This is a genomic window from Mycobacterium sp. (assembly GCF_019247635.1).
Taxonomy (GTDB): Bacteria; Actinomycetota; Actinomycetes; order Mycobacteriales; family Mycobacteriaceae; genus Mycobacterium.
This window is the reverse complement of sequence record NZ_JAFBAR010000113.1, coordinates 1-23,926: the sequence shown is the minus strand read 5'-3', so window position 1 is coordinate 23,926 and position 23,926 is coordinate 1. Positions and strand designations below refer to the sequence as shown.

At 67.6% G+C, this 23,926-nt stretch carries 19 protein-coding genes and 1 pseudogene; 10 read left to right on the top strand and 10 right to left on the bottom strand.

The genetic code is table 11. From position 1 onward, the window contains the following. Positions 1–152: 152 nt before the first annotated feature. The 3 genes from JO236_RS22450 to JO236_RS19270 form a co-directional block, all read right to left on the bottom strand. On the bottom strand, positions 153–1,169 hold the full coding sequence (locus tag JO236_RS22450) for a PE family protein (RefSeq protein WP_416362291.1): 1,017 nt from the start codon (positions 1,167–1,169) through the stop codon (positions 153–155). Positions 1,170–1,446: 277 nt separating this feature from the next. Continuing rightward, positions 1,447–2,535, bottom strand: a complete 1,089-nt coding sequence (locus JO236_RS19275) for a PE family protein (RefSeq protein ID WP_293334084.1) — start codon at positions 2,533–2,535, stop codon at positions 1,447–1,449. Between the two features lie 189 nt (positions 2,536–2,724). Beyond that, positions 2,725–4,134: an NAD(P)/FAD-dependent oxidoreductase gene (locus JO236_RS19270; RefSeq protein WP_293334081.1), complete on the bottom strand. Its 1,410-nt coding sequence runs from the start codon at positions 4,132–4,134 to the stop codon at positions 2,725–2,727. A 206-nt stretch (positions 4,135–4,340) separates the two neighbouring features. Here JO236_RS19270 and JO236_RS19265 point away from each other — a divergent pair, with 206 nt between their 5' ends. Next, a complete protein-coding gene (locus tag JO236_RS19265; protein ID WP_293334078.1) occupies positions 4,341–5,789 on the top strand; it encodes an HNH endonuclease signature motif containing protein in 1,449 nt (482 codons plus the stop codon). On the opposite strand, the gene JO236_RS19260 is transcribed toward JO236_RS19265, so the two are convergent. After that, positions 5,786–7,054 (bottom strand): serine hydrolase domain-containing protein, encoded by a 1,269-nt coding sequence (locus JO236_RS19260; protein ID WP_416362290.1) that lies wholly within the window; start codon positions 7,052–7,054, stop codon positions 5,786–5,788. The two genes, JO236_RS19265 and JO236_RS19260, sit on opposite strands and share 4 nt — an antisense overlap. Next, positions 7,054–8,241: an acyl-CoA dehydrogenase family protein gene (locus JO236_RS19255; protein WP_293334076.1), complete on the bottom strand. Its 1,188-nt coding sequence runs from the start codon at positions 8,239–8,241 to the stop codon at positions 7,054–7,056. The genes JO236_RS19260 and JO236_RS19255 overlap by 1 nt, the downstream gene beginning before the upstream one ends. Before the next feature lie 31 nt (positions 8,242–8,272). Between JO236_RS19255 and JO236_RS19250 the strand changes: the two genes are divergently transcribed. Genes JO236_RS19250 through JO236_RS19225 form a run of 6 tightly spaced genes read left to right on the top strand, consistent with a single transcriptional unit; the run spans position 8,273 to position 13,428 of the window. Further along, positions 8,273–8,629, top strand: a complete 357-nt coding sequence (locus JO236_RS19250) for a DUF3054 domain-containing protein (protein WP_293334074.1) — start codon at positions 8,273–8,275, stop codon at positions 8,627–8,629. Then, positions 8,626–9,528, top strand: a complete 903-nt coding sequence (locus tag JO236_RS19245) for a class I SAM-dependent methyltransferase (RefSeq protein WP_293334071.1) — start codon at positions 8,626–8,628, stop codon at positions 9,526–9,528. The genes JO236_RS19250 and JO236_RS19245 overlap by 4 nt, the downstream gene beginning before the upstream one ends. Before the next feature lie 3 nt (positions 9,529–9,531). Continuing rightward, positions 9,532–10,032: a GNAT family N-acetyltransferase gene (locus tag JO236_RS19240; protein ID WP_293334068.1), complete on the top strand. Its 501-nt coding sequence runs from the start codon at positions 9,532–9,534 to the stop codon at positions 10,030–10,032. Beyond that, complete coding sequence (locus tag JO236_RS19235) at positions 10,029–11,087, top strand: LLM class flavin-dependent oxidoreductase (protein WP_293334065.1); 1,059 nt, start codon at positions 10,029–10,031, stop codon at positions 11,085–11,087. The genes JO236_RS19240 and JO236_RS19235 overlap by 4 nt, the downstream gene beginning before the upstream one ends. Further along, complete coding sequence (locus JO236_RS19230; protein WP_293334062.1) at positions 11,084–12,202, top strand: LLM class flavin-dependent oxidoreductase; 1,119 nt, start codon at positions 11,084–11,086, stop codon at positions 12,200–12,202. The genes JO236_RS19235 and JO236_RS19230 overlap by 4 nt, the downstream gene beginning before the upstream one ends. Continuing rightward, positions 12,199–13,428 (top strand): NtaA/DmoA family FMN-dependent monooxygenase, encoded by a 1,230-nt coding sequence (locus JO236_RS19225; RefSeq protein WP_293334059.1) that lies wholly within the window; start codon positions 12,199–12,201, stop codon positions 13,426–13,428. Before JO236_RS19230 ends, JO236_RS19225 begins: the two co-directional genes overlap by 4 nt. Positions 13,429–13,432: 4 nt before the next feature. Here the strand turns inward: JO236_RS19225 and JO236_RS19220 are convergent, their stop codons facing one another. Continuing rightward, on the bottom strand, positions 13,433–14,176 hold the full coding sequence (locus tag JO236_RS19220; protein WP_293334056.1) for an MBL fold metallo-hydrolase: 744 nt from the start codon (positions 14,174–14,176) through the stop codon (positions 13,433–13,435). A gap of 79 nt (positions 14,177–14,255) precedes the next feature. On the opposite strand from JO236_RS19220, the gene fgd reads away from it, so the two are divergent. Genes fgd through JO236_RS19205 form a run of 3 tightly spaced genes read left to right on the top strand, consistent with a single transcriptional unit; the run spans position 14,256 to position 18,502 of the window. After that, on the top strand, positions 14,256–15,266 hold the full coding sequence (gene fgd, locus JO236_RS19215; protein ID WP_293334053.1) for a glucose-6-phosphate dehydrogenase (coenzyme-F420): 1,011 nt from the start codon (positions 14,256–14,258) through the stop codon (positions 15,264–15,266). A 4-nt stretch (positions 15,267–15,270) separates the two neighbouring features. After that, complete coding sequence (pta, locus tag JO236_RS19210; RefSeq protein WP_293334187.1) at positions 15,271–17,367, top strand: phosphate acetyltransferase; 2,097 nt, start codon at positions 15,271–15,273, stop codon at positions 17,365–17,367. Next, positions 17,360–18,502 (top strand): acetate kinase, encoded by a 1,143-nt coding sequence (locus JO236_RS19205; protein ID WP_293334051.1) that lies wholly within the window; start codon positions 17,360–17,362, stop codon positions 18,500–18,502. Before pta ends, JO236_RS19205 begins: the two co-directional genes overlap by 8 nt. Here the strand turns inward: JO236_RS19205 and JO236_RS19200 are convergent. The 4 genes and pseudogenes from JO236_RS19200 to JO236_RS19185 all read right to left on the bottom strand — a co-directional run. Then, positions 18,491–19,681 (bottom strand): DUF1501 domain-containing protein, encoded by a 1,191-nt coding sequence (locus JO236_RS19200; protein WP_293334049.1) that lies wholly within the window; start codon positions 19,679–19,681, stop codon positions 18,491–18,493. The genes JO236_RS19205 and JO236_RS19200 overlap by 12 nt on opposite strands. A gap of 10 nt (positions 19,682–19,691) precedes the next feature. Beyond that, entirely contained in the window at positions 19,692–21,014 is a 1,323-nt protein-coding gene (locus JO236_RS19195) for a DUF1800 domain-containing protein (RefSeq protein ID WP_293334047.1), read from the bottom strand. A 335-nt stretch (positions 21,015–21,349) separates the two neighbouring features. Then, positions 21,350–23,650: a serine/threonine-protein kinase PknG gene (locus tag JO236_RS19190; protein WP_293334045.1), complete on the bottom strand. Its 2,301-nt coding sequence runs from the start codon at positions 23,648–23,650 to the stop codon at positions 21,350–21,352. Further along, positions 23,650–23,926, bottom strand: a pseudogene (locus JO236_RS19185) (transporter substrate-binding domain-containing protein); the annotation flags it as partial. The gene JO236_RS19190 and the pseudogene JO236_RS19185, both read right to left, overlap by 1 nt.

Below are 23,926 nucleotides of genomic sequence, written 5' to 3'. Positions count from 1 at the left end.
CTTGAAGCGATGATCGGAATGGTATGCGACGGGACGCGCCGGTTTTGCGCTTTCGGCCAATCCCCGGGCTGGCTGGTCGCCCGTACGGCAGCCCGGGGCTGCCACCTGCGCCGCTGTGAGGGTTTGACTCGCGGTGCAGACGCCCGGCTGGACTAGATGCCGGGCTGCCCGTCCTGGCCGTAAAGCAGCCCGCGGCTGCCGCCGGCGCCGGGTTGGACTAAGCCGGCTCCGCCGTTTCCGCCGTTGCCACCCAACGTCGCCGAGCCGCCGTTTCCGCCGTTCTCAAAGCCGACGCCGCCGTCGCCTCCGTTGCCGAAGAGCCCAGCGTGGCCGCCGGCGCCGCCGGTCGGGTCGCCGAATCCACCCTTGCCGCCGTCGCCGAAGAGGAAGGCTGACCCGCCTTGACCGCCGGTGCTTCCCGCACCTGTGCCCTCGTTGGCTCCGCCGCCCCCGCCGCTGCCGAATAGCAACCCACCGTTGGCACCTGCCTGGCCGGCACCGCCCGAGTTCGTGCCGGACCCGCCGCCACCGCCGTTGCCGAACAGGAACCCGGCCTGGCCTGCGGCGCCGCCGTTGCCGCCCAGTCCGGCCCCGCCCGTGCCGCCGTCGCCGAGCAACAGCCCGGCGCTCCCGCCATTGCCACCGGCCGCGCCGGGTCCGGCGGTCGCCCCGTTGCCGCCGCTACCGAAGAGGATCCCGCCGGAGCCGCCATTGCCGCCGTTCTGACCGAGTCCGCCGGTCGCGCCGTTGCCGCCGTTGCCCCACAGGATGCCGCCGTCGCCGCCGTTGCCGCCGGGGGTGGTGGCGTCGGCGCCGTTGCCGATCAGGGGGCGGTCGAAGATCGACTGGGCGGGGGAGTTGATGGCGTTGAGCCCGGTCTGGGCGACATTTTGGGATTCGGCGGTGGCGTAGGAGGACGCGCCGCCGTTGATCAGGTTCACGAACTGGTCGTGGAAGCTCGCGGCCTGGGCGGCCAGGGCCTGATAGGCCTCCGCATGGCCGGAGAACATCTGGGCGATGACCGCCGAAACCTCGTCGGCACCGGCGGCCAGGACCCCGCTGGTGGGGGCCGCCGCGGCGGCGTTGGCGCTGCCGAGCGTCGCGCCGATATTCGCGACGTCACCGGCCGCTGCGGCCAGCGCCTCCGGCACCGCGTTCACAAACGACATATCCAGGCCCCCTGGGGATCGAAAAGCAGCTCGGCATCAACGCGCGCAGTCGTTGGAAGAGATGTTAGGCGTCGGTGTCTCTAGTATGCCTAATTTCGGGCGAAATGACTCGAGAGCTCACGCGGTCTCGCGCCCACGCCTGCGACACGGCGGTCGACGAGCATCCATTAGGCCGTCGCCGCTGTTGCCGGAGAGGCGGCATGGAGACCGCCGCTCCGGCTGGGCGTTGCTTAGGCGACGAGTTCGCCGCCACGTGGTGCGTTGGTGAGTAGTCGGCTTACAGCCCGTTCGAGCCGTTCTGGCCGTACAGCAGCCCGCGGGTGCCCCCCTGGCCACCTCCGAAGAGGCCGAACCCGCCGTTTCCGCCGTTCCCGCCCAGCGTCGCCGAGCCGCCATTGCCACCGGTTCCCGCACTGCTGACGCCGCCGTCGCCGCCGTTGCCGAACAGTCCGGCGTGGCCGCCGGCGCCACCGGCGCCGCTACCAGACCCACCGTCCCCACCGTTGCCGAAGAAGGTGGAGGACCCGCCGTTACCGCCGGTTGCACCCAAGACGCTGTCGCCGCCGCCGGCCCCGCCGTTGCCGGAAAGGAAGCCGCCGGGGGCGCCCGCTTGGCCGACGCCGCTGCCCCCGCTGGTGAAGCCGCCGCCGCCGCCGTCGCCGAACAAGAATCCGGCCCGGCCGGCCGCACCGCCCACGCCGCCACCGAAGTCACTCCCGCCGGTTCCGCCGTTGCCGCCGATGAACGCCGCGGCCCCGCCGGCCCCGCCGTTACCGCTGACTCCGATCCCGCCGGACCCGCCGTTGCCGAAGAACAAGCCAGCGTTGCCACCGTTGCCGCCGGTACCGAGCAACACGCCTCCGCCGTTGCCGCCGTTGCCGCCGAAGATGCCGGCGTCGCCGCCGCGGCCACCCGACTGGCCGGCCACGGTACCCGCCGCGCCGTTCCCGCCGTTGCCCCACAGGATGCCGCCGTCCTGGCCGTCGGCACCTGGCGAAGAGCCGTCGGCGCCGTTGCCGATCAGGGGGCGGTCGAAGATCGACTGCGCGGGCGCGTTGATCGCGTTGAGCGCTTGCTGCGCGGCGTTCTGGGACTCGGCGCTGGCGTACTGTGACCCGCCGCCGTTGAGCAGATTCACAAACTGGTCATGGAAGTTCGACACTTGGCCGGCGAGCGCCTGGTAAGCCTGCCCGTATCCGGAAAACATATTTGCGATAGCCGCTGAAACCTCGTCGGCCCCCGCGGACAGAACCCCAGTCGTCGGCGCTGCCGCCGCAGCGTTGGCCGAACCGAGCGACGTACCGACGTTGGCCAGGTTGCTGGCGGCTGTGGCCAGAGCTTCCGGTCCGACGATAACGAACGACATGTCCATCCCCCTCTAAGTGCGATCCCGGGTAACGCCGCGCGGTTACCCGCTTTTTTCCGATCTCACACTACGCGCATGCCCAATAAAATTTGGGGGTTTCTGGCGGCCTTCCGACGCGGCCGGATCCGCGGCAATAGTCCCGCCCAACGCCTGCTGCAGATCGTTTTGCGCGTTGAACATGTGCCGGCGCTAACCCGCGGCTTTCTGCTCGGCCTCTTCGGCTCGCTCTGCTGCCGCCAGCGGCCCTTGGGTTTGGGCCTCCATCCAATTCGTCACCACTCGCGCGTAGATCATCTGGCTGGTGATGGCCATCTGGCCGCGAGTGCGACCCAGGAACGAGATCATCCACGAGAAGATGGCGGCTATGCGGTTGCGGTGGCCCACCAGGTAGAACAGGTGCAGGACCAGCCAGGCCAACCAGGCGAGGAAGCCGCCGAACTCTAGCTTGCCGACCTGTGCCACGGCGCTGTACCGGGAGATGGTCGCCATGCTGCCCTTGTTGAAGTACTTGAACGGCTTGCGATTTGTCGGATCGTCGCGACCCTTGACGGTCTGCTTGATCACGTCGGTGGCGTAGTGCGCACCCTGGATGGCGCCCTGAGCCATCCCCGGCACGCCCTGCACCGACATCAGGTCGCCGATGACGAAGACGTGCGGGTGCCCCTTGACGGTGAGGTCGGGCTCCACGATCACCCGTCCGGCCCGGTCGGTCTCGGTTCCGTCCGACTGCTCGGCGATCATCTCGCCCAGCGAGCTGGCCTGGACGCCGGCCGCCCACACCTTGCACGCGCATTCGATGCGACGCTCGCCGCCGTCCTTCTCCTTGATCGTGATGCCCTTGTAGTCGACGGCCGTCACCATGGCGTTGAGTTGTATCTCGACGCCCATCTTCTCCAGCCGTCGTTGTGCCTTGAGACCCAACTTCGGACCCATCGGCGGCAGGACCGCGGGTGCGGCGTCGAGCAGGATCACCCGGCAATCGCTGGGCTTGATGGTTCGAAATGCCCCGGCCAGGGTGCGCTCGGCGAGTTCGACGATCTGGCCGGCCACCTCGACACCGGTCGGGCCGGCGCCGACCACTACGAACGTCAGGCGGCGGTCCCGCTCAGCGGGATCGGTGGTGACCTCGGCCGCCTCGAACGCGCCGAGGATGCGGCCGCGCAGCTCCAGCGCGTCGTCGATGGTCTTCATGCCGGGCGCGTAGGTGGCGAACTCGTCGTTGCCGAAGTAGGACTGCTGCGCACCGGCGGCCACGATCAGGCTGTCGTACGGCGTGACCGTCTCCATGTCCATCAACTTCGAGGTGACCGTCCCGGCCTTGAGGTCGACCGCGCTTACCTCGCCCAGCAGCACCCGCACGTTTTTTTGCCGGCGCAGGATCAGGCGGGTGGTCGGGGCGATGTCGCCTTCGGACAGGATCCCGGTGGCCACTTGATATAGCAGTGGCTGGAACAGGTGGGTGGTGGTCTTCGAGATGAGAGTGACGTCGACGTCGGCTCGCTTGAGCGCCCTGGCAGCGTTCAGGCCGCCGAACCCGCTTCCGATGATGACGACGTGATGGCGCCCGTGAGCAGCGGCAGGTTCGCTGGATGACGTCATGGTCCTCCTTCAGTGCCGACTGGTCCGCTCAGGGCATCTATACCGTACGGCGCGATTGGTGGGAACGCCCGAAGTCGTGGCGGGCTTGAACGCCCTGAGGCGACCTATGGCAATCTCCAGCCGCCGCTTGTCCACAGTCGCCGCTTTGTCCACAAGTTGGGTCTTTGGCGGCGTCCATGTCAGTAGGCCCGGCTATAGTCGCAAGCATGTTCGAATCAGAGTCCGCGGCCGATGTGATCGACCGGATGTGCGCGGCGTCGCGGGCGGAGAACCGGGCGGCCGGGGAGCGTCTGGTCGCGATCGGTGAGCTTGATGTGTTGCGGCTGCGCGAGCGCGGGGAGTGCGAAACGTATTGCACCGACACCTGGGATGCGGTGACGGCAGAAGTGGCCGCCGCCCTGCAGATCAGCCAGGGCCTGGCCGCGAGCTACGTGGAGTCCGCGCGCATTCTTCGCAACCGCCTGCCTCGAGTGGGTGCCGCGTTGGTGGCCGGTGACATCACCTTTTGGACGTTCCAGACGATCGCGTACCGCACCGAATTGATTACCGATACCGAGGTGATGGCCAGCGTGGATGCCGAACTGGCCGCGAAGGTCCGGCGCTGGGCGTCGATGACACGCGGCCGGTTGGTCGCGTGCATCGATCGGGTCGTCGAGCGCATGGACCGCGACGCGGTGCGGCGCCGGCGTAAGGCGAAGGAGGATCGGAAGCTGTCCATCTCCGACAGCGGGAATGGCCTGTCCGACATCTTTGGTCGCCTGGTCAGTACCGATGCGCACGCGGTGGACAAGCGGCTGGATGCCTTGGCCGACACGGTATGCGCCGATGACCCGCGCACCCGCATGCAGCGCCGGGCCGACGCGATGGGAGCGTTGGCGGTCGGGGCGGAGCGGCTGGCGTGCCGGTGCGGGCTGCCGGCCTGCCCCGCCGGCGCGACTTCGGCCCCGCCCGCGGTGGTGATTCATGTGGTCGCCGAGCAGGCCACCGTCGAGGGCGCCGCACAGACACCGGGTTTTGTGGTCGGTACTGAGGAGCTGTTTCCCGCCGAGCTGGTCGCGGAATTGGCCGCGTCGGCAAAGCTGGCGCCGCTGATCCACCCGACCGACGCCAGTCCCGAGCGCGGCTACACGCCGTCTCGCGGTTTGGCCGAGTTCATCCGGTGCCGCGATTTGACCTGCCGGTTCCCCGGCTGTGACCGCAGCGCGTTGAACTGCGACCTCGACCACACCGTCCCGCACGACCAGGGTGGGGCCACTCATGCCTCGAACCTGAAATGTCTTTGCCGCCAACATCATTTGATCAAGACGTTCTGGGGTTGGCGCGACAAACAGCTGCCGGACGGCACCGTCATCTGGACCTCACCCTCGGCTCACACCTACGTGACCACGCCGGGCAGCGCGCTGCTGTTCCCGTCCCTGTGCGTCCCCACCGGCGACCTGCCTGCTCCCGAGCAGGCCGGCAGGCAGCGTTGCGCCGACAAGACCGCGACGATGCCGCTGCGCACCAGCACCCGCGCCCAGAACCGCGCCCGCTACGTCAAGGCGGAACGTCGACTCAATCGGCAATCCCGCCAAAACTATTATTCCGCAACGCAAGTCACCTCCCAGGTCACCACCCAAGGCGACCCGGGCGACGACGACCCACCGCCCTTCTAACTACCTTCCGGAGGCATGGGCGGGGCGTCGTCCGGGACTACTGCGGCGCCGATCTTGCGGAAGAGGATGTCGGCCTGGTTGGTGTAGTTGCCCTGAACGTCGAACGCATCCGGGGCATACGTAACCGCGACAGCGATCGCGGCCTTTTGCGACGGCAGGTAGGCCTCCACCGCCGCATAACCGGCGAACATGGGGTTCTGCATCAGCCAGTCGCCGGACGTGATGATGCCGAGCCCATAGGTGTAGCCGACGCCCTGTTCCATGCAGGTCCCACAGCCGGGTTGGTCGTGCGTCTTTCCGCGCAGATCGGTCGACACCATGCGCCGGTAGGATTCCGGCGACAGCAGCTTGCCCGACCCGATACCGACCGCCGTCGCCTCCATGTCGAAGATGTCGGTGGTCTGGACGGCGCCGTGGGTGATGGTCCAGGACGGATTCCAGTAGGTCGAGTCCTCGTAAAACGGTGAGCCGGCGGGGATTTTGAGAAATTGGCGTCGTTCGGAGCTGTAGGCATGCAGCACCGGCGTGGGGATCTCCGCCGTTTCGGAGTTGGCGGTGGCCTTCAGGCCCAGCGGACCCAGCACCTCGTTCTGCAACAGCGTCGGCATGTCCTGGCCGGTGGCCTTCTCCAGCGCCAGCCCCAACAGGACGTAGTTGGTGTGCGCGTAGTTCCAGTTCGTCCCGGGATCGTAAAGCAGTGGCCGCGAGGAGATCTGGCCAAGGATATCTTGAGTTGTCCACTGCCGGAACGGGTCCGCGTACAACGCGTTGGAGAACGCATCGTTACCCAGCACGTAGTCGGGGTAACCGGACGTCATCTGCGCCAGTTGCCCAAGCGTCACACGCTCGGCATGCGGAAAGTCGGGCAACCACTTCGACAACGTGTCGTTCAGGCTGACTTTCCTTTCGTCGACCAGCTTCAGCAGCAGGGTCGACACGTAGGAGATCGCGACCGCGCCATTGCGGAAGTGCATGTCGGTGGTTGCGGGCACGCCGGTCATCGAGTCGCCGACCGCTCGCGTGACGATCTCCTTGCCGTTCAACGTGACTCGGACGATCACCGCCTTGAGATGAGCCTGCGCCATGAAGTCACTGACCACCTTCATCACCGCGTCGGCCTTGGCCGGGTCCCCGGACGCAACGGAGGACGACGGGCCCGATGGCGCCCCGGACGGCGCCTCGGAATGACCGCCGCCGGGCGGCGTCCCGCACCCGGCCGCCATCCCGAGAGCCAAGAGCAGGCAGGCAATGCGGCGCATGACCATCAGCGGAACGCGGCCAAGCCGGTGAACGCCTGACCAAGGACCAACTGGTGCATTTCGGGCGTGCCCTCGTAGGTCAGCACCGATTCCAGGTTGACCATGTGCCGGATAACCGGGTACTCCAGCGATATTCCATTGCCGCCCAATATTGTTCGGGCTGTGCGGCAGATCTCTATCGCCTCACGCGTGTTGTTGAGCTTGCCGAAGCTGACCTGTTCGGGACGCAGGCCCACACCATCTTTGAGGCGGCCGAGGTGCAGCGACAGCAGCTGGCCCTTGTGCAGTTCGACGGCCATGTCGACGAGCTTTGCCTGGGTCAGTTGAAATCCCGCGATCGGACGGCCGAATTGCGTTCGCTGCGTGGCATAGTCGAGCGCGGCCTGCCAGGCGGAACGGGCCGCCCCCATCGCCCCCCAGACGATGCCGTACCGCGCCTCCGACAGACACGCCAGCGGTCCCTTCAACCCAGTAGCGCCGGGCAGCAGAGCGTCGGCGGGCAATCGCACGTCATCCAGCACCAACTCGCTGGTGATCGACGCCCGCAGCGACAGCTTGTGGTGGATGGTGTTGGCGGTGAAACCCGGGGTGTCGGTGGGGACGATGAAGCCCCGAATGCCCTCGTCGGTAACGGCCCACACCACGGCGACATCGGCGACGGAGCCATTGGTGATCCACATCTTGCGGCCGTTCAGCACCCAGTCCGAACCATCCCGTCGCGCACGGGTTTTCATCGCGGCCGGGTCGGATCCGACATCGGGCTCGGTCAGCCCGAAACAGCCCATCAAATCACCCGCGGCCATGCCCGGCAGCCACTGCTGCTTCTGCTCCTCGGACCCGTTGTGCCAGATCGCGAACATGGCCAGCGAGCCCTGCACCGACACCAGTGAGCGGATGCCCGAATCGGCGGCCTCGAGTTCCAGGCAGGCCAAGCCGTAGTGAACCGCCGAGGCGCCGCCGCATCCGTAGCCGGTCAGGTGCATGCCGAGCAGGCCGAGTTCGCCGAACTGTTTCGCCAGTTCGCGGGCCACCGGTAGGTCACCGTCTTCGAACCAGCCGGCGACGTATGGGATGACGTGCTCGGCGCAGAACTTTCTGACGGTGTCGCGTACCGCGATCTCGTCGCCGGACAACGAAGCGTCCAGCCCAAGCGGGTCGTACGGATCGAAGGCCGGTGGTCCTTGTGTGCTCATGAGGGTCAAGGATTCGCGGTAGTCTCGCTGCATGCAACCACGTCGCGGGCTGGCGTGGCTGGGCGCCGACCTCCTTGGGGTGTTGGTGTTCTGCGCCCTTGGACGCCGCAGCCACGCCGAGGGGCTGACCGTCACCGGTGTCGCATCCACCGCGTGGCCGTTTCTGAGTGGGACCCTCGTCGGCTGGCTGGCTGCCCGGGCGTGGCGACGGCCGACGTCCGTGGCCCCCACCGGCGTGATCGTCTGGCTGTGCACGGTGGGGGTCGGCATGTTGTTGCGCAGGGCCAGTTCCGCGGGTGTGGCAGCGAGCTTTGTGGCGGTTGCCGCGTCGGTCACTGCGGTGCTGTTGCTCGGTTGGCGAGCGGCCGTCGGGTTTGCCACCCGATGAGGACCGACGACGACACGTGGGACCCGGCAACCGGTGTCGGAATGACCGCGACGTTTGGCGCGGCCGCCAGGGCCGTGGGCACCAACAAAGGGCTGCTCGACGACCCATACGCCGAGCCGCTGGTTCGCGCCGCCGGGCTGGAGTACTTCAACCGGATTGTCACGGACGAGGTGTTCGCGGACGACGACGGCGAAGACCAGCTGGTGACGGGGATGCTCGAGATCCTTGCGACCTATGCGCAATTTGTAGACCAATTCCTGGCAGACGCCGGGCGGGCGGGCATCCGCCAGGTGGTGATTCTGGGGTCCGGTCTGGATGCCCGGCCGTTTCGGCTGTGGTGGCCGGCCGGGACTACGGTCTACGAGATTGATCAGCCCAACGTCATCGACTTCAAGTGCCGAGTGCTGCACGAGCTGGACGCCAAGCTGACCGCCAATCGTTGCGCGGTCGGTATCGACCTCCGTCAGGATTGGCTCGCCGCCCTGCGCCGGGTCGGGTTTGACGCCGCTGAACCGACGGCGTGGGTCGCCGAGAACCTGCTGATCGGCTATCTGCCGCCCGACGGACAGGATCGGTTGCTGGATACGGTCACCGCGGTGAGTGCCGCGGGCAGCCGGTTCGTGGCCGACCACATGCCGACCTGGACCACGCAGCAGCTGAGGGCGGGGGAGGCGTTCGTCGAGCGCTGGCGTGAGTTCGGCCTGGAAATCGACCTGGCCGGGCTGACCTACCCCGGCGACTACCGTGACGTTCCCGAATACCTGGCGGCTCACGGCTGGCACGCAGTCGACAGGAACGTCGTCGAACTGTTCACCACCACGGGATCCCCCTCGCGCTATTGGGTCAGCGGACGCGACGTTGCCGTGACCCCCCGGTACGTCACGGCAACACGGGTTTAGCCGATGCCCGAAGCCGGCCAACTGACGTTTGTGCCAACCGCGTTGGACGGGCCGCTGGCGCAGCCGCTGCTGGCGGAGCTGGCGGTGGAATATGCGCAGCGGTACGGCGGCGCGCCCGATCGGGTTCTGGCGTGGTTGCAGAACAACCCGGACGACGAGTTCGCGCCGCCCGACGGCGGACTGTTGGTCGGCGTGCTCGACGGCCGGACCGTCACCGGCGGAGGCTTCCGCCGGTTGGACGCCGACACCGCCGAACTCAAGAGAATCTGGACCGATAGCGCGCATCGACGGCGCGGATACGCGATGGCACTGCTAAGCGAACTGGAGGCCGAAATCGCCGCGCGCGGATACCGGAACGTCTACCTGATGACCGGCGACCGGCAGCCCGAGGCCGAGGAGCTGTATCAGGCGGCCGGATACATCCGGCTGCCCGAGCCGCTGCCGTCGGAGGGCCCAGTGTTTCCGGTTGCCTTCCACAAAGAACTGGCAAAAGGGCTGGCATGATGTTTCACCTGGCCGTCGCACTGGACGGATACGGCTGGAACCCGCAGGCGTGGCGGGTCACCCGGGCGCCGTCGCCATTCAGCGGCCGCTACTGGACTGAGTTGGCCGTCACCGCCGAGCGGGGGTTGCTCGACTTTCTCACCATCGACGACAGCCTGATGCCGCAACCGGGCCGTCGCGAACGCATCGATCCCAAACGCCTGGCTGGCCGCGGCGATGCCGTGCTGGTGGCGGCGCGCATCGCCCCGGCGACGCGGCACATCGGGCTGGTTCCGGTGGCCACGGTCACCCACACCGAGCCTTTTCATATCTCGAAATCCATTGCCACGCTTGACCATGTGTCACGCGGCCGGGCGGGCTGGCAGCCTCGGGTCAGTGTGACGACGCACGAGGCGGTGCTGTTCGGCCGCCGAACCGTCGATGCCGCCGACCTGTTCCCCGAGGCCCGGGATTTCGTCGAGGTGGTGCGCCGGCTCTGGGACAGTTGGGAGGACGACGAGGTGCGCCCCGACGTGGCCGGACACCACGTCGACACTGACAAGCTGCATCACATCGACTTCACCGGAAAGTACTTCTCGGTCAAGGGGCCGTCGATCACGCCGCGGCCACCGCAGGGCCAGCCCGTGGTGGCCGCACTGGCCCACGCGGGCCCGGCCTACCAATTCGCGGTAGCCACCGCGGATGTCGTCTTCATCACGCCGATGGATGCCGCCGGGCTGCGCGCCATCCTCGACGAGGTGCACGGCCTGAAGGTGTTCGCCGACGTGGTGGTGTCGTTCGGTGGTGACGCCGATTTTCGTTCCGACTGTCTCGTAATATCAACCAGTGCACCGGATTTGGTCGATATGCTGCTGGATTGGCAGCGCCTCGGCATCGACGGCGCGCGGCTGCGGCCCGCGGTCAACGCCACCGATCTGCCGGTGATCGTCGACGAGGTGGTGCCGCTGCTGCAGAAAGCCGGTCGGTTCAGGACCGGCTACCGGGACGGTGAAACCCTGCGCGAGCGACTCCGCCTACCGGTGGCTCCCAACCGCTACGCGGCGGTGCCGCGGTGACCGTCCCGCTGTCGATCCTGGACCTGGCGCCGATCAGCGCGGGTGGCGACGCTGCGACGGCGCTGCGCAACACCATCGACCTGGCCCAGCACGCCGAGCGGTGGGGTTTTCGTCGCTACTGGATCGCCGAGCACCACTTCGTCGGCGTCGCCAGCTCGGCGCCGGCCGTGTTGATCGGCCAAATCGCGGCCGCTACCAACACGATTCGCGTGGGCGCGGCCGCGGTGCAGTTGGGTTACACGACGGTCACCGCGGTGGTCGAGAGTTTCGGCATGCTCGAGGCCTTCTATCCGGGCCGGATCGACTTGGGCGTCGGCCGGGGGCAACGTCGCGACAGCGGCTTCAAGCCGAAGCAGCCGTCGGTCAAGGGCCGCACGCCGCGGCAGTGGCGCGAGGTCGACGGTGTGGTGATCCCGCTGCCGTTCGACCTGCGCGGACTCCTCGACACGGAGCGGGTCCAAGCAACCATGGGGATTCTTCAGCAACCGGAGGCGGTGGTGCCCGACTTCGCCGAGCAACTCGCCGACATCATCGCGATGCTGGACGGTACATACCAAGTCCAGGGTTTTGACGTGCACGCGGTACCGGGCGAGGGATCCGGACTGACACCGTGGATCTTCGGCAGCACCAAGGGTCAAAGCGCCAGACTTGCTGGGGCGCAGGGGCTTCCGTTCGTCGCAAGCTATCACATCACTCCGGCGACCGCTCTGGAGGCTATCGATGCGTACCGCGATGCGTTCGTCCCGTCGGCCGCGCTGAAACGCCCCTACGTTGTGGTGTCCGCCGACATCGTCGTCGCCGACGACAGCGCCACCGCTCGGCGTCTGGCCGCGGGCTACGGGCAGTGGGTGTATTCCATCCGAACCGGCGTCGGCGCCGTGCCCTATCCGGATCCCGACGATTGTCCGCCGCTCACCGAGGAACAGCTGCCCGTGGTGAAAGACAGGCTGGAAACCCAATTTGTGGGTGATCCGGATGAGGTCGCGGAGCGGCTGTCCGCGCTGCAACGGTTGACACGCGCCGACGAACTCGTCGTCACCTCGGTGACCCACCGGCACCAGGACCGGTTGCGCTCGCATGAACTCATCGCGCAAAGGTGGGGTCTGATCCCTTGAGTCGCAAGCCGATTCACTTGGCGGCGCATTTCCCGGGCGTGGGTTCCCCGGTCGAATTCGAGTCGTTCGTGCACCTGGCGCGCACCGCCGAACGTGGCCTGTTCGATTTTCTCCTAGCCGAAGGGCCGCGAGGGCGCGAATACCGCGACCGAATCTACGACCTCGACGTGGTGGGCCGGCTGGACACCTGCACGGTGCTGGCAGCCCTGGCGGGGGTCACCGACCGGATCGGGCTGACCGGGACGATCGACACCACCTTCAACGAACCATTCGAGGTCGCAAGGCAATTCGCCACGATGGACCACCTGTCCGACGGCCGCTCGGGCTGGAACATTGTCGCCTCATCGGACGCCTTCACCGGTGCCAACTTCCGGCGCGGCGCCTTTCTCGACCCTGCCGACCGATACCAGCGGCTCGAGGAGTTTCTGATCGCGGCGCGAAAGTTCTGGGACGGCTGGGCGCCGGGTGCGGTGCTGGCGGATGCGCAAGACGGCGTCTACGTCGACCCGAACGGCATCCGCGCCGTCGAATACCGGGGTGTGCACTTCGACGTGCGGGGTTTCGCGACACTGCCCGCGGGACCGCAGGGGCATCCGGTGCTGTTGCACGCTGGCGACTCCGCGGAGGGTCGCGCTTTTGGCGCCCGGTACGCCGACGCCCTGTTTACCCTGCACGCGTCGGTGCAGGACGGGCGGCACCACTACGCTGACGTGAAGGGCCGCGCGAAGGACTGCGGTCGAGACCCGAACCGGCTCAAGGTCTTTGCGGCCACGGCCTTCGTCATCGGTGACACCACCGACGACGCGGAGGACAGGGCGCGACACATCCGCTATCAGCAGGTGAGCCGCGCCGCAGCCATCGCGATGCTGGAGCGGGTATGGGGTCGAGACCTGTCGCAGTACGACCCGGACGGCCCGCTACCCGCTATCGATCCGATCGCGAACTCGGCCGCGGTGGTGCGCCAATACCGCGACCGCGCGCAGGCCCAAAACCTGTCGATCCGCGAACTGGTCATCGCCGTCACCAGTCGCCAGCAGTTCGTGGGCACCCCGGCGCACCTCGCCGAGGAGATCGACCGCTATGTCCAGGCCGATGCCTGCGACGGCTTCATCCTGGCGCCGCACGGCCTCGACGAGTTCGTCGACCGGGTGGTTCCGCTGCTGCAGGAGCGGGGTGCGTTCCGGACGGAGTATGCCGGACACACGCTGCGCGAGCACCTGGGCTAGCGGGCTAGGACGCCGCTTTGTTCAGAGCGGCCTGGGTGGCCTCGCGGATAGGACCGCGCCACACGTCGCCGTGGCCGGGCAGCAGAATCTCGGTTTCCAGCAGGGCCAGCGCGGCCAGGCTGCGGACGCAACGCTCCTGGCTGTAGCTGAAGATCGCCGGCAGCAGTTGCGGCCCGCTCTGTCGCATCAGCGGATGGCCGGTGACCAGCGCGTCTCCGCTGGCCAGCACCCCGTCGACCAGATATGAGCAGTGCCCGTTGGTGTGGCCCGGAGTGAAAACGGCCCTCGGGTGGCCCGGCAGGCCGGCGGCGACGTCGGCGGTCAGCGCCTGGGCGGTCGGTATCCCGTCCCGGATCAGGCCGCCGCTGCGCACTACGTGCGCCGTCCATACGGCCCAGCGAGGTCGCCAGACGCGCAGCGCGATATCCAAAACCGAGACCTGCTCAAGGTATTCGCGCTTGGCGTGCCCCACCTCGTCGGCATGGCAGTACACCGGGGTGCCGTGCTCGCGGGCGAACCAGATCGCCGACCCCAGGTGGTCGATGTGCGCGTGGGTGAGCAGGATCGCGCGCACGTCTGGGGGCCCATAGCCCAGCTTGCGCAGCGAGGCCAGCACCTCGTCACGGTCCCCGGGATATCCGGCGTCGATCAACACCACACCCGTGTCGTCGGTGACCAATGTCCAGTTGACCGCGTGACCGCGCGCGAGGTGAACAATGTCGGTGATCTGAACGAGTTCAGTCTCCATGCCCGCGAGTGTAGGAGCGATCGCAAGCGCGGCGAAGCCGGGCGCGGCGGGTCGCGAGCATAGGGAGTAGAAATGACGAGTGGCTCAACTGAAACTCGGATATAAAGCATCAGCCGAACAATTCGCACCGCGTGAGCTCGTCGAAATTGCCGTTGCCGCCGAAGCTCACGGCATGGACAGCGCCACTGTCAGCGACCATTTCCAGCCGTGGCGCCACGAGGGCGGGCACGCGCCGTTTTCGCTGGCGTGGATGACCGCCGTCGGCGAGCGCACGGAACGGATCCAGCTGGGCACCTCGGTGCTCACCCCGACCTTTCGATACAACCCCGCCGTCATCGCGCAAGCCTTTGCGACCATGAGTTGCCTTTACCCCCAACGCGTTTTCCTCGGGGTGGGCACCGGCGAGGCGCTGAACGAGATCGCCACCGGGTATCAGGGCAGTTGGCCCGAGTTCAAGGAACGGTTCGCGCGGTTGCGCGAATCGGTCCGGCTGATGCGCGAGCTGTGGCGCGGCGACCGCGTCGACTTCGACGGCGAGTACTACCGCCTCAAGGGCGCCTCCATCTACGACGTGCCCGAAGGCGGGGTGCCGGTCTACATCGCCGCTGGCGGCCCCGCGGTGGCCAAATACGCCGGGCGCGCGGGGGACGGGTTCATCTGCACCTCCGGGAAGGGCGAGGAGCTCTACACCGAAAAGCTGATGCCTGCCGTCTTAGAGGGCGCGGCGGCCGCCGACCGCAACCCCGACGACATCGACAAGATGATCGAGATCAAGATCTCCTACGATCCCGATCCAGAGCTGGCCCTGAACAACACCCGCTTCTGGGCGCCGCTGTCGCTCACCGCCGAGCAGAAGCACAGCATCGACGACCCGATCGAGATGGAGAAGGCCGCCGACGCACTGCCGATCGAGCAGATCGCCAAGCGCTGGATCGTGGCGTCGGATCCCGACGAGGCCGTCGAGAAGGTCGGCCAGTACGTGACGTGGGGTCTCAATCATCTGGTGTTCCACGCACCCGGGCACGACCAGCGTCGCTTCCTCGAACTCTTCGAAAAGGACTTGGCGCCCAGGTTGCGGCGACTTGGCTGAAACCGTGGTGCTGGGTTCGGCGATCTACATCGCCGCGCCCGAACCGGAGACGGGCAAGTCGACGATCGCGCTCGGCCTGCTGCATCGATTGGCAGCGGCCGTCGCCAAAGTCGGTGTGTTTCGGCCGATTACGCGGCAGGACGCCGGGGGGCAGCGGGACTACATCCTGGAGCTGCTGCTGGAGCACTCCACCGCGGGGCTGCCATATGAGCAATGCGTGGGCGTGACTTATCAGCAGCTGCACGACGACCCTGACGCCGCGATCGCCATCGTCGTCGACTCGTATCAGGCGATGGCCAAGGCGTGCGACGCGGTGGTGATCGTCGGCAGCGACTACTCCGATCTGGGGATTTCGGCGACCCCCGCGGAGCTCTCGGTCAACGCGCGGATCGCGGTAAATCTCGGCGCGCCGGTGCTGTTGACGGTGCGCGGCAAGGACCGCACGCCCGCCGAGATCGCCAGTGTCGTGGCGGTCTGCCTGTCGGAGTTATCCGCCCAACGGGCCCACACCGCCGCGGTGGTGGCCAACCGGTGCGAGCCCACGGACGTTGATGCGGTCTCACGTGCCCTGGCGGAGGCCCTTCCGCCCGCCCTGCGCAGCTACGTGCTGCCCGAAGAACCCCTGTTGTCCGCGCCGACGGTAGCCGAACTGCGGGAGGCCGTGGGTGGCACGGTGGTCAGCGGCGACGTCGCGCTGCGCGACCGCGAGGTGATGGGCGTGCTGGTCGCCGGGATGACCGCTGACCACGTCCTGGAGCGGTTGCGGGACGGCATGGCCGTGATCACCCCTGGCGACCGCTCCGACGTGGTGCTCGCGGTCGCGAGTGCCCATGCGGCCGAAGGATTTCCGTCGCTGTCGTGCATCGTCCTCAACGGCGGGTTCGAGCTGCATCCGTCCATCGCGGCGCTGGTTACGGGCCTGCGTCTGCGGTTGCCGATCATCACCACCGTACTGGGCACCTACGACACGGCCAGTGCGGCCTCCAAGGCCCGCGGGCGGGTCACCGCGACGTCGCAACGCAAGATCGACACCGCGCTGGAACTCGTGGACCGCCATATCGATGTCGACGACCTGTTGGCGCAGCTGGCGATCCCGATCCCGACCGTCACCACGCCACAGATGTTCACCCGGCGGCTGCAGCAGCAGGCGCGTTCGCGCCGCAAGCGGATCGTCCTGCCCGAAGGAGACGACGACCGCATCCTCAAGTCGGCCGGGCGGTTGCTGCAGCGCTGCGTTGCGGATCTGACCATTCTAGGCGACGAGGCCCAGATCCGTTCGCGCGCTGCCGAACTCAGCGTCAACCTGGATGGTGCGGACGTGACCGACCCGCGCACCAGCGAACTGCTCGACAAGTTCGGTGACCAATACGCCGAATTACGCAAGGCCAAGGGCATCACCACCGAGCAGGCCCACGAGATCATCCGCGATTCAACATATTTCGGAACCATGATGGTGTACAACGGGTTGGTTGACGGGATGGTCTCGGGAGCCGTGCACACCACGGCGCACACCGTGCGGCCGGCGTTGGAGATCATCAAAACCGTTCCCAGCGTCTCGACGGTGTCCAGCATCTTCCTGATGTGCCTGTCCGATCGGGTGCTGGCGTACGGTGACTGCGCGATCATCCCGAACCCCAGCACCGAACAGCTCGCCGATATCGCGATCAGCTCCGCGCGCACCGCGGCCCAGTTCGGCATCGAGCCCCGCGTTGCCATGCTGTCCTACTCCACCGGCGACTCGGGCTCCGGCGCCGACGTCGACAAGGTCAGGGCGGCAACGGAGTTGGTGCGCGAGCGGGAGCCTGAACTGCTGGTGGAGGGACCAATCCAATACGACGCCGCGGTGGACCTGTCCGTCGCGGCCACCAAGCTGGGTGATTCGCCCGTGGCCGGTCGCGCGACGGTGCTGATCTTCCCCGACCTGAACACAGGCAACAACACCTACAAGGCGGTGCAGCGCACCGCCGGGGCGATCGCGATCGGGCCGGTGCTGCAAGGCTTGCGCAAGCCGGTCAACGACCTGTCCCGGGGTGCGTTGGTCGAAGACATCGTCAACACCGTGGCCATCACCGCGATCCAGGCACAGGACGCCCATGAGTAATCACCTTGTGCTGGTGATCAATTCCGGCTCGTCGTCGCTGAAGTTCCAACTCGTCGACCCCGACTCGGGCATGGCGCGGGCCTCCGGCCACGTCGAACAGATCGGCGAGGCTTCGGGAGGGGTCCCCGACCACGAAGCCGCGCTGCGGCGCGCGTTCGACATGCTGTCCGACGACGGCATCGACCTGCACGCCTGCGGGCTGCTGGCGGTGGGACATCGGGTAGTGCACGGCGGCAAGGAGTTTCACCGACCGACGGTCTTGAACGAGACCGTCATCGACAGGCTCAGGGAGTTGTCGACGCTGGCCCCGTTGCATAACCCGCCCGCACTGCGGGGCATCGAGGTGGCCCGCAAACTGCTGCCCGACCTGCCGCATGTCGCGGTGTTCGACACGGCGTTCTTTCACGATCTGCCGGCCGCGGCCGCGACGTACGCCATCGACCGTGAGTTGGCCGAACGGTGGCAGATCCGCCGCTATGGATTCCACGGCACGTCGCACCGCTACGTCAGCGAGCGCGCCGCCTCGGTTGTGGGCAGGCCGCTGGACAGCGTGAATCAGATTGTGCTGCATCTGGGTAACGGCGCGTCGGCGTCGGCGATCGCCCGCGGCCGCCCGGTCGACACGTCAATGGGCCTGACCCCGCTGGAAGGTCTGGTGATGGGCACCCGCAGCGGCGACGTGGACCCGGCCGTCGTCGGCTATCTGTGGCACAACGCCGGGATGGGGGTGGACGAGGTCGAATCGCTGCTCAACCACAAGTCCGGGGTGCTGGGCCTGGCCGGTGAGCGCGATTTCCGCCGTCTGCACCAGCTGATCGAGTCTGGGGACAGCGCAGCACAATTGGCGTACGACGTGTTCATTCACCGATTACGCAAATACGTCGGCGCCTATTTGGCGGTGCTGGGGCACACCGATGTGCTGACCTTCACGGCCGGCATCGGTGAGAACGACGCGGCGGTGCGGCGAGATGCGCTAGCCGGACTGGCCGGGCTCGGTCTGGTCCTCGACCAGGACCGCAATGCGCGTGGTGAAGGCCGCATTTCCGCCGACGATGCACCGATCACGATTCTCGTGGTCCACACCGACGAGGAACTGGCCATCGCCCGTGACTGCGTCAGCGTGCTAGGCGGTTAGGAAGCCCAGGGCCTTGCGGCCGGTGCCGACCGACGGCGTGGGATCGGTGCCGACGGTCCGCGCCAGCACTTCGTAGTAGATGTCGCGAAAGTCGGTGGTGTACTTCAGGTCGCCGTTGTCCAGGTCGGTGAGGCTGGGCTCGTCGCCGTAGAAGCCGCCTTTGACGGGTCCGCCGGGTGCACCCGCGACGAAGACCGGCCCCGCGGTGCCGTGGTCGGTGCCCTGGGACGCGTTGGCTTTCACCCGGCGCCCGAACTCCGAATACGCCATCAACACGACCTTGGTGCCGGCCATCTCCTGCAGGAACCCGCTGACGGCCTGGTCGAAAGTTGTCAGCAGGCGCTGCTGGGTGTCGCGCTCGTTGGCGTGGGTGTCGAACCCGCCGAGTTGGACGATGTATACCCGGGTGGGGACACGGGCCCGCACCGCGGCGGCCACCATGCTCAACTGCGTGGCCAGCGAATTGTGTGCCTTGTCAGACGGTTTGACCGACTTGAAGGTGGAGTCGGTGGTGCGCGCGGCGCGATAGGCCTTGGCCACGGCCGCCATCGCCGGGTTGTCACCGGGGTCGTCACGGCCCAGCGCGTCCATGATGGTGTCGAATCTGCCCGCCGCTGTCCCGGGAGACGTGGAAAGTGCTGCGGCCGTGTATTTTTGGCCGACTGCCAACGGTGGCAGGACGGGCCCGATGTTGACAGCGCGCAGCGGGTCGTCGCCGGTGGCGTCGAGCCAGCGGCCGATCCAACCGGTCGAGACCGGTTCGGCTGGCGAAGCCGTCTGCCAGATATCCATGGACCGGAAGTGGCTGTGGTCGGGCTGCGGATAGCCGACACCGCGCACGATCGCGAGCTGGTGCTGGTTCCACAACTGCGCCAGCCCCTTCATCGCAGGGTTGAGCCCGAGTTGCTGATCGAGGTGCAGGACGTCGGCCGCCGCGTACGCAAGGTCCGACCGAGAATCGTGATATGCGTTGTCGGCGTAGGGAATCAGGGTGTTGATCCCGTCGTTGCCGCCGTACAGCGAGACGATGACCAGCACGCCGGCGCCTGCCGGCAGCGGCCGGTCCTGCGCGGCCCGCATCAAGTCGGGCCAGCTGACCGCGACGGCCCCGGACAGCACGCCGGCCGCGCCCACGCCGGCGCTGGCGAGCAGGAACTTGCGGCGATTGATTTCGGGCATGGCACTCTCGCTAGGACGTCAGGTATTCGGGCGTGTTGACGGCGGCGGCGACGAGTTGTGCCGGCCGGTTCACCAAAGGTCTGAGCGCCTCGGCGCTGCGCTGCGACCACGCGCCGACCCCGATCAGGTAGCCGGCCGCGTCGATGCGATCACCGGGGCCGACGCTTTCGACGCCGGACAGATCGCCGGCGCTCGCCAGCTGAGTCGCGGCGCGCAGTCGGGCGCCGGCGCTAGCGGTAGACAGCCACGCCTGACCGCTGGGCCACCCGCCCACGCTGGGCGGATAGAAGGGGCGCTGGCCCAACGCTCGCAACGTCGCCTCGGCCAGCTTCAGCTGTTTGGGATCATCCAAGGGCACCTGGAGCGTGCGCAGCACCCCGACCAGCCACTCCACCGGGGTGTTGACCCTGCCGGTTGGGGCGGCCCGATCGCCGATGAACTCGCTATCGGTGAGGATCGCCCGGGTCATCGCGCGCAGGCTGCGCCGCGGCCCGTACGCCGAGACGACCCGGTCGAGTGCCTGCGATGACGGCGGGTCGTCGGAAGCCAGTTGTTGCCACAGGCGCCCCGCGACATACTCCGCCGACTTGGGCTGACCCAGCACCGCGTCACAGAAACTGCCGGCATCGAAATTGCCCGTGACGCCGAACAGCGTCTTGGCGCCCGCGTCGTGCCGTTTGGGGGTCAGCGAGGTCTCACCGCCGGGGCCGATCACCCACCCGGTCAGCGCCCGGGCGCCGTTGCGCACGTCGTCCTCGGTGTAGCCGTTGCCATGGCCCAGCGCGAACAGCTCCATGAATTCCCGGGCGAGGTTCTCGTTGGGAGCCTTGGCGGTATTGGCCTGCCCGTCCAGCCAGCGCAACATCGCGGCGTCGGTCAGCATCGTGTATGCCAGGGTTCGGAAATCACCGAGCGACAGGGCGCGCAGCTTTTGGTTCTGCGCCGCCATGTGGGCAGCCGACCGCACCTTCTGCGCGGAGGTGGCGAAGTGGTTGTGCCACAACAGCGTCAGCTTCTCATGCACCGGCTGCTGGACGGCGACCATGCGCTGCAGCCACCAGCGCGACAGCACCGTCTCCTGCTCGGTGAGCTGCTGGTTATATTCCTTGCGCGCCGCCGGCGTCGCCTTCTTACCGGGTGCGCTCGGCTGGCTCAGCGCCGGCATCGGGGTGGCCACCGCGCTCGGGTCGGCGTCGGGGTCGGCGGCCAGCATGGCGTCGACGTACGTCGGCCAGTCGCGCTTGACCGCCGCGTCGACCTCGGGTCCGCTGACCCCGAACCCAGCGCGCCGCAGCATGCGTGCGGTGGCGATCCACTGTGCCCCCTGTGGCATGAGTTAACTGTGCGGGCGTTTCCTTGCGATTCGCTTGCGGGCCTGCTCAGACGGGTGAACGGGCCGCCGCCGAGCACCCGCCGAGCGTGACGTGAGGGCGAAAATCGGGCGCGATTTTCGCCCAGAGTTCACGCTCGGCGAACGGTATGCGGATGGCCGCGGACGGGCCGCGCGAGCACCCGCCGAGCGTGACGTGACGGCGAAAATCGGGCGCGATTTTCGCCCAGAGTTCACGCTCGGTGCAGGCAGGACGGCCGCAGGACAGCCGCGGCGAGCACGCGCGGCGAGCACACGCGGCGACGCGGCAAAAGGCCGACAAGCCGACCCGGCGGAACTCAGAACGTGCTGGTGGGGCGCACCCGGTTGGCCAGGTCCACCAGCGTGTAGCGGTGCCGCTGGGTGGGCGCGACGCGGGCCAGGCTGCGCAGCGACGCCTCGACGCCCAGCCGCAGCCCGTGTTCGGTGAACGGAAAGCCCAGGATGTGGTTGGTGCTGGCCTTCCGGCCGTCCCGGTTGTTCTCCAGCCAGTCCATCGCGGCGCCCAGCACCAGGGCGCGGATCTGCAGCACACGCGGTTCGGTGGGCGGCAGCGCCTCCACCCGGCGGGCGGCGTCGCGAATCTGCTCCTCGGTGATCTCGTCGGCCGACCGGCCGGATAGCAGCGTCACCGCGCTGGTCAGGCGCGCGGTGGTGAAATGCCGGGAAGTGGCCGGCACCTCGTCGAGGGTGCGCACCGCACCGATCCGGTCGTCGGCGGCGGACAGGGCTCGGGCCAATCCGAAGGCCGCCGAGATCACGCCGTCGTCGGTGCTCCACACGGCCTGATAGAACTTGTTCTCGTCGGGGCTGCCGGCCAGTTCGGCGGTGGCCGCCAGGGCCATCTTGGGCGCCAGCTCGCCGGGGAAGGTGTCCAGGATCTCGGTGAAGTGTTTGATGGCCGAGTCGAAGTCGCCGTTCAGTAGCTCGGCGACGGCCCGGTACCACACCAGCCGCCAGCGCCAGCCCACCCGCTCGGCCAGGTCGTCGAGCTTGCGCGTCGCCTTGGCCACGTCGCCCAGGTCCAGCAGCGCGCGGACTTCCATTAAGGGCAGCTCGACCGACTCGGACACGTCGATGCCCTCCGCGTCCAATCCGCCGTGCCGGACGGCCCGCAGCGAATCCAGCGTCTGCACCGGTTCGGACAACACCGTGGCCTGCAACACCGGGGCGGCGACGTCGGCCGGATCCACCTGCGGCACCTGCAGGGCGGTCACGATCTCCTTGGCCGTCAGCTTCTCCGAATGCACCTGCCCATCCAGGTAGACATCGGTGTGGGCGACCAGCAGATTCACGCCGAACGTCGAGCGGGTGCGGGAAAAGATCGTCGACAACCCCGGCCGCGGCACCCCGGTGTCCTGGGCGACCACCTCGCGCAGGACACCCATCAGCTGCCCGGACATCTCCTCGGCGCTGGTGAACCGCCGCCGTGGGTCGGGGTCGATGGCGCGGCGCAACAGTCGGCAGAACGAGTCGTATCTGGTCAGCACCGGGTCGTCGTCGGGCAGCCCGTCCACATAGCGGCCGTTGCGGGTGCGCAGGTTGGCCGTCAGTGCCGCGAGCGTGCGACCCACGGTGTAGATGTCGGTGGCCACCGTCGGGCCGGTCCGGACGATCTCCGGCGCCTGGAAACCCGGTGTGCCGTAAAGGTATCCGAACGAATTGATCCGTGATACCGCGCCCAGGTCGATCAGCTTGAGTTGCTCTTCGGTGAGCATGATGTTCTCCGGCTTCAGGTCGTTGTAGACCAGGCCGATGGAATGCAGGTAGCTCAGTGCGGGAAGGATTTCCAGCAGGTAGGCGATGGCCTCGGCAACCGGTAGCTTCTCGGCTTCCCGGTCTTTGAGGCTTTGCTTGAGCGACTTCCCCCCGATGTACTCCATGACGATGTAGCCGACGGGGTCCCCGTGCCGATCCGTGTGTTCGACGAAGTTGAAGATCTGCACGATCTGCGGGTGAACCACCTCGGCGAGGAACTGGCGTTCGGCCATCGCGATCGCCTGGGCCTCGGCGTCGCCGGAGTGCACCAGGCCTTTGAGCACCACCGGACGATCGTTGACGTTGTGGTCGACGGCCAGGTAGACCCAGCCCAACCCGCCGTGCGCGATGCAGCCCTTGACCTCGTACTGGCCGGCGACGGTGTCTCCGGGATTCAGTTGGGGCAGAAACGAATACGGGCTACCGCAGAACGGGCACCAGCCATCGGACGTACCCTTGCCGTGGTCGCCGGACCGCCCGACCGGCTTGCCGCAGTTCCAGCAGAAGCGCTTGGACTCCGGCACCACGGGATTGGTCATCAGGGCCTCGAGCGGATCGATATCCCGCACGCGGGGGATTTCGACCAGCCCGCCGCCGAGCTGTCGTACCGGCGGGAGCACCCGGGTGGCCGCCGTCATCCGCTCCTGCGCGTCGGTTTCAATGCCGCCGCCGGAGAGCGGGGCTAGGTCGTCGTCGTCATCGTCGAAATCGGGGCGGAACAGCGCCTGAGTGGCTTGCGGCCGCGACTCCAACAGCGGGCCCGACTGCTCGTCCGGCGGCTGAGTGCCGGGGCCCGGGTCGTCAGTGTCTTCGCTGTCGCGCGGGTCGATAGCTTCGGTCATCAGTCCACGTACCTAGGTACAGGAGGGGCGGGCGCGGGACCCAAAACCGTCAACCACTTGCGGTACAACGTGTTCCACGTGCCGTCGCGACGGATGCGTTCCAGCGTGCCGTTAACGAACCGGACCAGTCCGGTGTTGTTCAGGTTGACCCCGATGCCGTAGGGCTGGGTGGCCATGTTCGGGCCGACGATGTGCAGGTACGGGTCTTCTTCGACCAGCCCGGCCAGAATCGAGTCGTCGGTGGACACTGCGTCGATCTCGCGCTGTTGCATCGCC